General features: G+C 52.4%; 10 protein-coding genes and 2 pseudogenes. 3 read left to right on the top strand and 9 right to left on the bottom strand.

Features of this window, described 5'->3' with window-relative positions:
• Together ACLQ7H_RS10140 and ACLQ7H_RS10135 are read right to left on the bottom strand one after the other, a co-directional pair.
• A partial coding sequence (locus tag ACLQ7H_RS10140; protein ID WP_411752546.1) for a shikimate kinase occupies window positions 1–290 on the bottom strand: 290 nt, incomplete at its 3' end.
• 119 nt (window positions 291–409) lie between these two features.
• Window positions 410–928, bottom strand: coding sequence for a GNAT family N-acetyltransferase (locus ACLQ7H_RS10135; protein WP_411752545.1), 519 nt, complete (start codon window positions 926–928; stop codon window positions 410–412).
• 241 nt (window positions 929–1,169) lie between these two features.
• Here ACLQ7H_RS10135 and ACLQ7H_RS10130 point away from each other — a divergent pair, with 241 nt between their 5' ends.
• The gene (locus ACLQ7H_RS10130; protein ID WP_411752544.1) at window positions 1,170–1,631 is read left to right on the top strand and encodes a GNAT family N-acetyltransferase; all 462 of its coding nucleotides are present in this window, start codon (window positions 1,170–1,172) and stop codon (window positions 1,629–1,631) included.
• On the opposite strand, the pseudogene ACLQ7H_RS10125 reads toward ACLQ7H_RS10130, so the two are convergent.
• The 3 genes and pseudogenes from ACLQ7H_RS10125 to ACLQ7H_RS10115 all read right to left on the bottom strand — a co-directional run.
• Window positions 1,632–1,850, bottom strand: a pseudogene (locus ACLQ7H_RS10125) (methyltransferase); the annotation flags it as partial.
• A 162-nt stretch (window positions 1,851–2,012) separates the two neighbouring features.
• Entirely contained in the window at window positions 2,013–2,294 is a 282-nt protein-coding gene (locus ACLQ7H_RS10120) for a DUF1471 domain-containing protein (RefSeq protein WP_411752543.1), read from the bottom strand.
• A 336-nt stretch (window positions 2,295–2,630) separates the two neighbouring features.
• Window positions 2,631–3,992 carry an esterase-like activity of phytase family protein gene (locus ACLQ7H_RS10115; protein WP_411752542.1) on the bottom strand — a complete coding sequence of 454 codons (1,362 nt, stop codon included), beginning with the start codon at window positions 3,990–3,992 and terminating at the stop codon, window positions 2,631–2,633.
• Between the two features lie 427 nt (window positions 3,993–4,419).
• Between ACLQ7H_RS10115 and aqpZ the strand changes: the two genes are divergently transcribed.
• Window positions 4,420–5,115 carry an aquaporin Z gene (aqpZ, locus tag ACLQ7H_RS10110; protein WP_411752541.1) on the top strand — a complete coding sequence of 232 codons (696 nt, stop codon included), beginning with the start codon at window positions 4,420–4,422 and terminating at the stop codon, window positions 5,113–5,115.
• A gap of 42 nt (window positions 5,116–5,157) precedes the next feature.
• On the opposite strand, the gene ACLQ7H_RS10105 is transcribed toward aqpZ, so the two are convergent.
• Complete coding sequence (locus ACLQ7H_RS10105; protein WP_411752540.1) at window positions 5,158–5,928, bottom strand: class I SAM-dependent methyltransferase; 771 nt, start codon at window positions 5,926–5,928, stop codon at window positions 5,158–5,160.
• A gap of 119 nt (window positions 5,929–6,047) precedes the next feature.
• On the opposite strand from ACLQ7H_RS10105, the gene ACLQ7H_RS10100 reads away from it, so the two are divergent.
• Entirely contained in the window at window positions 6,048–6,833 is a 786-nt protein-coding gene (locus ACLQ7H_RS10100; protein ID WP_411752539.1) for a helix-turn-helix transcriptional regulator, read from the top strand.
• A gap of 34 nt (window positions 6,834–6,867) precedes the next feature.
• Here the strand turns inward: ACLQ7H_RS10100 and ACLQ7H_RS10095 are convergent, their stop codons facing one another.
• The 3 genes and pseudogenes from ACLQ7H_RS10095 to ACLQ7H_RS10085 form a co-directional block, all read right to left on the bottom strand.
• Window positions 6,868–7,122 carry an ABC transporter ATP-binding protein gene (locus tag ACLQ7H_RS10095; RefSeq protein ID WP_141131342.1) on the bottom strand — a complete coding sequence of 85 codons (255 nt, stop codon included), beginning with the start codon at window positions 7,120–7,122 and terminating at the stop codon, window positions 6,868–6,870.
• Between the two features lie 143 nt (window positions 7,123–7,265).
• Window positions 7,266–7,493: pseudogene (locus ACLQ7H_RS10090) on the bottom strand (hydrolase); the annotation flags it as partial.
• A gap of 114 nt (window positions 7,494–7,607) precedes the next feature.
• Window positions 7,608–7,796 (bottom strand): pirin-like C-terminal cupin domain-containing protein (locus ACLQ7H_RS10085; protein ID WP_411752538.1); only part of this gene is annotated, 189 nt, incomplete at its 5' end.

Here is a 7,796-nt window from a genome sequence, read left to right as displayed (position 1 = left end):
ACCGTGCCATGCTGACGCATAAAGCGCCGGTTCTCTTCGGCCAGGATCGCCCCACCGCCGGTGGCAACTATGGTTGACGATTGAGTTACCGCCTGCAAGGTCTGGGTTTCGCGCTGGCGAAAACCCGGCCAACCAACCTGTGCGACCATTTCCGCTACGTTCATTTGCGTGGTTTGCTGCATAAACAGATCGGTATCAATAAACCGATAGCCCAGCGCCTGCGCCAATGCACTGCCGACCGTGGTTTTACCTGCTCCGCGAGCTCCTACCATAAAAATGGCTTGTGTCATTACGGGTTGTCCCTTTTGCGGTGACTGAATGCATTGGATTACCTGCGAACCTGCCCGCAGGTCGATCGAGCGTTGGCATTATAACTGCATCATACCGCCCTGAATCTGTATTTCAATCTTTACGATAGTGTAAATTCCATAGCACAGCGGCTATTATCAGCAAACCCTTGTTCTGCCTCCTGCGCCAGAAGATGCCGTAAATAGGCATCCAACCGTGCGACGGGAATGGTGCGAAAGCCAAGGCGCTGATAATAAGGCGCATTCCATGCCACTTGCACGAAGGTGGTTAGCGTTAACCGCTGCATGCCCAGGCGCAGGGCCAGCCTGGCAACCTCGTCGATCAGATGCTTGCCCACGCCTTGCCGTTGCCAATCGGCCGCAACCGAAAGCTCGGCGATATGCCAACTGTGTGCAAAGCTCTGCACTGCTATAAAACCGGCGATCTGCCCAGTGGGGCTAACCATCACCCACTCCCGCTGCTGATCAATAAAATCGACGTGCTGTTGCGGGTTCATCACCTCTGCTTCGGCAATAAACTGCAACTCTTGCTGCTGGCGAAACAACTGGGCGGCGGAACGCTCAACTGCCACCAACTGCGGGATATCATCCCGTTGCGCCAAGCGTAGCTTCAGGCTCATTTCTGGCTCCTGGTTAGCGGCCGGCCATTTAAACAGATTTTGCCACAGGCAGAAATCATCAATAGCGCCATAAAGCTCTATATGATAATTACTCTCATTTAATTATTCAATAAAACAGCGCAGTTGTGGTTGCAGCTCCACTGAAAAGTATCCGCAGAAAAACAGCAGATAAAAAACCGAAAGCAGTCGCCACGCTGCGGCCTGGCAGGCTAAATTGGTATCACAATACTAGGGGATAGATATGGCTCAACAGATTGTTACGCTGACAGACTACCCACATTTTGCCGACGTCTGCGCCGCTTGGGCCTTCGGCCAATGGGGCTCACAACGTGGCGGCACGCTGGAACGTACCCGCCATCGCTTTGCCTTGTGCAGCAAACCCAGCGAGGATTTCCTGACGCTGCTGACGATTGATGGCGAACGTCCGTTGGGGATGGCCAGCCTGTGGCCGAGTGACGATCATCATCGTAGGGATCTCTCCCCCTGGCTGGCCGGTGTTTTTGTGCACCCGGATCATCGGCGACAGGGCATTGCGCAGCGCCTGGAACAGGCGATCGTCAGCGTAGCGCAACAACGTGGCCATCCCGTTCTGCATCTGATCACCGATCACAGCGAGGCGTTGTACGCCGGTTGGGGTTGGCAAACCATTGAACGCCGCCAGCAATATGACGACGAAGTGGTGGTGATGGAAAAACGACTGTGATCAGCGCGGAGTACACACATACACCAGCGCAGGGGGGAAGTTACGCCCCTCCAGCCGCCGCTGCCAATGAAAGTAGCGCGAGAGAAGCTTTTCCGAGAGATGGCTGTATTGGAACAGCACCAACATGCCGTTGTTGGCGCGTAAACGCTGCTGCGCCTGCTGCAAAATACGCAGTCTTATCCTGAGCGGGATCGACAGCAGCGGCAGGCAGGAAAAAATAAAAACCAAAAAGGCTGCGATAATAATCAGCCAATTACTGGTCAGATTATTATCCACAGCCGTCTATACCCGTCGTCTTTCAAGCGGAAATTTAAAATTCATAGGGTAATTTATATTGGCCAACCTCATTGACTGGCCACTCAGCTATTTATCGTTGATAAATTAACGATAAACTTCTGCAGTACCGCGCCAGGCACTGGAATCTCCTGGATTATCCAGGCCAATGATTCGATAGTGCGTTGCGCCGTCTGCAGTCGCTTTTTGTTTCAACGCATGGATAGCGTCATCTGGTGAGCCGCTGATACCGGAAACCGACACCACGCCGATGCTCTGCATGCTGCTGGCTTCAGTGCTATCAACCTGTTTGGCGCCCATGGTAGCAGCCATGGTGGAGAATGAAGCGGTGGCGATCAGTGCTGCTGCGATGCAGGGTAATAGTTTCATGATTGACTCCGTTATTTTTATCTTAACTCGTTCTCAGTGAGGTTAATTATGAGTTAACCATTGAAAACAGACGTCATCCAATGTAAAGAAGCTCAATCATTGTGAGAAAAACAAGGAGAAAATGAGAATGGGTATTTCCTGCTAGCGCATAACTTTATTTATTGAGTAAATTTTACGCTTTATTTTAAAAAATGAACAACCCTATTTAGCCCACTGAGTTAACCCGGTTTATTTTAAAGCAATTTTCCCTCACCGTACCCTCCAGCCAACGGATAATTGGGCCAAACCTGGCCCAATTATCCGACAGGTTTTCCTCTACCACCTTGCTGCGCCCGTTCAGCGCAAGGGTTCAGGCAAGGTCAGCACCCACAGTTCGCTCAAGGACTCTGGCTGTGCCAATGGCCGCAATTCAATCGTCGTGTTTACCGGTTTACCTGCCAAATTCAGCTTCCCTTGCTGATCCAGTTGATAGTCGCCAATCTTCTTCCCTTCAGGCTCGGCGTTGACCAGTTTGGCCTGCAAACCAAAATCGTTGTCGTTAATCACCGCCAGTGTGCGGTTGTCGATCAACGCCAATCCTTCCACCTTCTCCTGCTGCCAACCCAGTTTACGCAGATCGACCACCTCACGCTTGTGTGCCAGCTTCACCCCACGCTGGGCCAATTCGCTGGCATCAGCAAATTCCAGCGCCTTGCCCTGGCCGTCGAACGACGTCAGATCGCTGGCCTGGCTAAGATCAACCAGATAGATCTTGTTCATCATCTGCTTGTCTTTGTCACTGCCCTGCTCGATCAGCAGGATGTGTTGATTATCGACCGCTACGATATCGCCAATCTTGGCATCTTTGGCTTTCTGGTAACGAGCGATATCGATCGGATAACCATACATGGCCGTTTTGCCACTGGCAGGATCAAAGCTGACTAAACGGGTAAACTGCGCCTGGTTTTTGCTCTTGCCATCGATATCCAGCGTGCTCTGCACCGCCGCCAGGATCCGTCCATCCGGCAACCGGGTTACCCCTTCAAAACCCCGGTTCGGTTGACGCCATTTAATGATGTTCGGCAGACCACTGGCAACCGCCTGCTCCCCTGCTAACGGCGTTGGGCCATACTTCGCCAGAATTTTACCTTGGCCATCGATATGGATCAGGAAGGGGCCATATTCGTCAGACAGCCAATAGCCTCCTTTACCGTCAGGCGTGATCCCCTCGGTATCCAGCCCGCGCTTGTCACTCGGCAGCGGCTTGAGCGTATCCGTCAATGCCACTTCATTGGTTGAGCCAATCAGGTTGCCAGGCAGCGGCAAGCCGCTGATAGGGCCGTTATCATCGTGCAGGGGACGGGCCTGGGTAGCAATGGCCTTACCGCCACCAATACGGATTTCCATCAATAGGGGAACAAAGGCCGGATTGGCAAAAATCTTGGCCTCCTGTTTGCCGACTGCTGGCGCATCGGCGTTCGGGCCACGATCGGTCACGGTGGTCAGCAGTAGATCCCCCCCTTCCTGGCCATTAAATACCAGACCGGAACCAATCCCTACCGGTAACCCATAGGGAAACTGGCTGGCAAAAGCACCGGAATAGCCCACGCGATCGCCATCCGGGAAGCTGACGTTGTAACGAGCAACGCCAATATCGGCAGCATGGGACAACAGCGGTAATACAGAGGCCAACAACACGCCAAGCGGTTTGATTCTCATAGCATTAACTCATTGTAAGGGAAAGTAACAGGCTGAAAGCCTAACCGCCGACGGTGACACTTTTATGACGACTTAAACTAAAATAGCAGATAACAAATAGAAATTAACAATCAACCCATCATTTTTGAGAGATATAAACCCATTGAAAAAATAAGAACTTACCTATAAGAAAAATAAAATTGAGAATTAATCCTATATGAAATAAGACAATTACCTATTAACCAGATAAAAAAACAACAAAAGAAGGATAATTTCTTAAAATCTTCGTTTTCACATAGACAAAATAAAAAGTTAGGGCTTTAATACCGGCCGTAATCGAAGGCGTGCGCGCGAAAAATTATGCTATAGACCACTACAATATTAAAAAGGTGCTCTATAGTTTTAGTGCTAACGTCCGTTAGTTTGTTCCCCCAGCAGGATGGAATCTATGTCAAAGCGACTGTTTGCCGAATTTTTCGGTACTTTTTGGTTGGTGTTCGGTGGTTGTGGTAGCGCAGTGCTAGCCGCAGCGTTTCCACAATTAGGTATTGGTTTTGCTGGTGTTGCTTTAGCGTTCGGCCTTACCGTGGTCACTATGGCCTATGCCGTCGGTCATATTTCTGGTGGGCACTTTAACCCAGCGGTCACAATGGGATTATTTGCAGGCGGCCGTTTCCCTGCCAAAGATGTTATTCCCTACGTGGTAGCTCAGGTGATTGGTGGTATTGCTGCCGCCGCGGTGCTTTATTTAGTCGCCAGCGGTAAAGCAGGCTTTGATGCCACTGCCAGCGGTTTTGCTTCTAACGGTTACGGTGAACATTCACCGGGTGGCTATTCTTTGCAGGCCGCCATCGTTATTGAATTGGTCCTGACCGCCTTCTTCCTGATTGTTATCCATGGTGTGACCGATAAACGCGCACCGGCAGGCTTTGCGCCTTTGGCCATCGGCCTGGCGTTGACGCTGATCCATCTGATCAGTATTCCGGTTACCAATACCTCAGTGAACCCGGCACGTAGTACCGCCGTGGCAATCTTCCAGGGAACCTGGGCGTTGCAACAGCTGTGGGTATTCTGGCTGGTACCGCTGGTAGGCGGTGTTATCGGTGGTTTGATTTACCGTTGCCTGTTAGAAGACAAGAAGTAAGCTTGGATTTTCAGGGCAGCCCGCAACGACTGCCCTGAAACTTTAACCTTTCACCGCTTCGAACATCATGATGTCACTGGTAAATGAGCCGTCGGCCTGAATGGCAAAGTGTTGGCTAACATCTTCAGCTACGCCCTGCTGTAACGCACGGATCGCCGTGACAAAATGCTCAGGCGTACGCATCCGGGCCACCCAACTGCTGAACTCCAAATCCAGACGATCGGTCGTCACTTCTCGCACCAACAACCCAGACTCGGTCAACATACTCAGCCACTCACCCGGTGCATAGTTGCGTACGTGCGAAGTATCCCGCAGCACTTCGACCGTTTGCAGATAGATATCCAATAACGGATGCCCCGGGGATACCACATCCATAAAAATGGCCCGCCCGCCTGGCTTCAACACCCGCTTGACCTCACGCAGTGCCCGGCCTACATCGTGCCAATGGTGCGCCGAGTAACGGCTGATCACCACGTCAAAGCTGGCGTCATCAAAGGGTAACGACTCCGCTACGCCCTGCTGCAGCTGAATATTCTCCAACCCCTGTTCCTGCGCCGCGTTGCCGACCACCGCCAGCATCTGCGCCGACAGATCGTACGCCACCACTTGCCCGACATGGGCCGCAGCGGTAAAGCTGGCGTGCCCTGCCCCACATCCCAGATCGAGCAGGCGGGCATCGGTACTGCCTGCCAACAGCTTGGCCAAGCGTTGCAGGTCTTTCCCTTGCGCATGCACCGCACTGGTCAGGTAGGCATTGGCCTGTTCGCCAAATTGACGATCGACCGCATTTTTATGGCTGTTGCTGATGCTCATAGCTGCTCCCATTATTATCTGGCTTACGCCGGTGCCGAGATGGCTGGTAATGACTATAATCAAGCTGCTATACGGGTACAATATGAGCAGTTATCCTAGTATAAACAGGTACCACCCTAATGGAATCAGACGCAATATCCAGCCAGAAAGCCCTTGGTGCCTTTTTGCGTGCGCACCGTGAGCGGGTCACGCCGGAGATGCTGGGCCTGCCCACCGCCACACGCCGCCGCACCAGCGGCTTACGCCGTGAGGAGCTGGCACAAATCAGCGGCATCAGCGCCACCTGGTATACCTGGATAGAACAGGGCCGCGAGGTGTCGATTTCCCCTTATACGCTGGCACGCATCGCCACCGCGTTGCGGCTGGGCCATGCCGAACGTCATTACTTGTTCACCTTGGCGCATATCACCGATCCGGAACAAGAACAGCCGCAGGAAACGGTTAATGCCGCCGTGCTGCAAAGCGTATATCAAATGACCGTGCCCTGTTATCTGCTCGATCTCACCTGGAATATGGTGGCCTGGAACCCACAGGCGGAGGAACTGTTCTGCGATTGGCTAAAGCAGGCCAAAACCCCCAACCTGCTGCACTTCATGTTTTTTCACCCTCAGGCTAAGGTGCTGGTCAGTGACTGGGAAGATCGTGCTCGACGAGTGGTGGCCGAGTTTCGTGCCGAAACCAGCCATCATCAGGGAACGGAAGAGATACGCGCCTTTGTGCGCAATATGACCCACAACAGCGAAGCTTTTCATCATTGGTGGAAGCAGCAGGACGTGATGGCCCGTGAAGGCGGCGAACGCACCTTCAGCCACCCACAGCAGGGGGAGCGGCATTTTCAGCAGGTCACGTTCTACCCGGCGGAGCACAGCGGATTGAAGTTGGTCATGTTAATGCCGTTGCGCTAGCCCGCTAAAAACGTATTGCGCCTGGCAAACGGCATCAGACCGTTTCGTCTGTGCCGATCTTCGCCAGAACCTGGCGGTAGGCTTTGACTTTTTGGCGTTTCTTCAGCCAGGTGGTAGTTGAAACGACAAAGATGGCGCCGGACATGGCCAATACGCCCGTGGGATGGCCATAAAACGCCATCAGAGCAAAGTAAGCGGCTGAAACAATTGCCACCCATTTCGCCGAATTGCCGACGGCATTTTTTTCTAGACTCAACCGACGGAGTGCTTCTTCTTCACTGATTCCCATACGCGCTCCTTGTAAAATTAACACTCCATTATATGTGGAAATACTGTTGCATTTTCAATCGGTTTCTCAGTAAAGAAGCGTAAATTTCAATACGTTGTCCGTTGAACCAAGAGAGGGGATGGGATTGGGGAGAAGCTTTATTGGAACTGGGTCTTTAACTCGGGCACCAAAGGACCATTGGGGCCAGTTTCAAAACTGGTGGTCAGGATTGTCGGCAGATTGAAGTATTTCGCCAGGTCACCCAGAGCCAATACGTTGTTCTTGAAACGATCGGGATCGATATCGCGTACCAGTGATAACAGCCCAGCTTGATGATCCACCAGCAACACGGCGGCCTGGTCTTTATCGAGACGCTTGTAATTTGCTGTCATGTTACAACTCCTTCCTAAGGGTAAGATCGGCCCGACGAATAGGGCCACGATACAGAGGTTGTCTTTAAGTAGGTGCCCGATACGGAGAACGTTTTCCGTACCGGGACACAGAGGTTATTGATTGCTGCCTGCGGTAGTCAGCGGCATCGCGCCAAACTGACCGCTGTTGAAATCATGGAAAGCCTGTTGGATCTCCGCCTCGCTGTTCATCACGAAGGGGCCATAACCGACGATGGGCTCATCGATAGGCTCGCCACTCAGCACCAGCAAGCTGACGTCACCATTTGCCTCAAGGGTGATGGA

Origin of the sequence: Serratia sp. (in: enterobacteria) (assembly GCF_046715635.1) — a bacterium.
Classification (GTDB): Bacteria; Pseudomonadota; Gammaproteobacteria; order Enterobacterales; family Enterobacteriaceae; genus Chania.
This window is presented reverse-complemented; position numbering and strand designations above follow the sequence as displayed.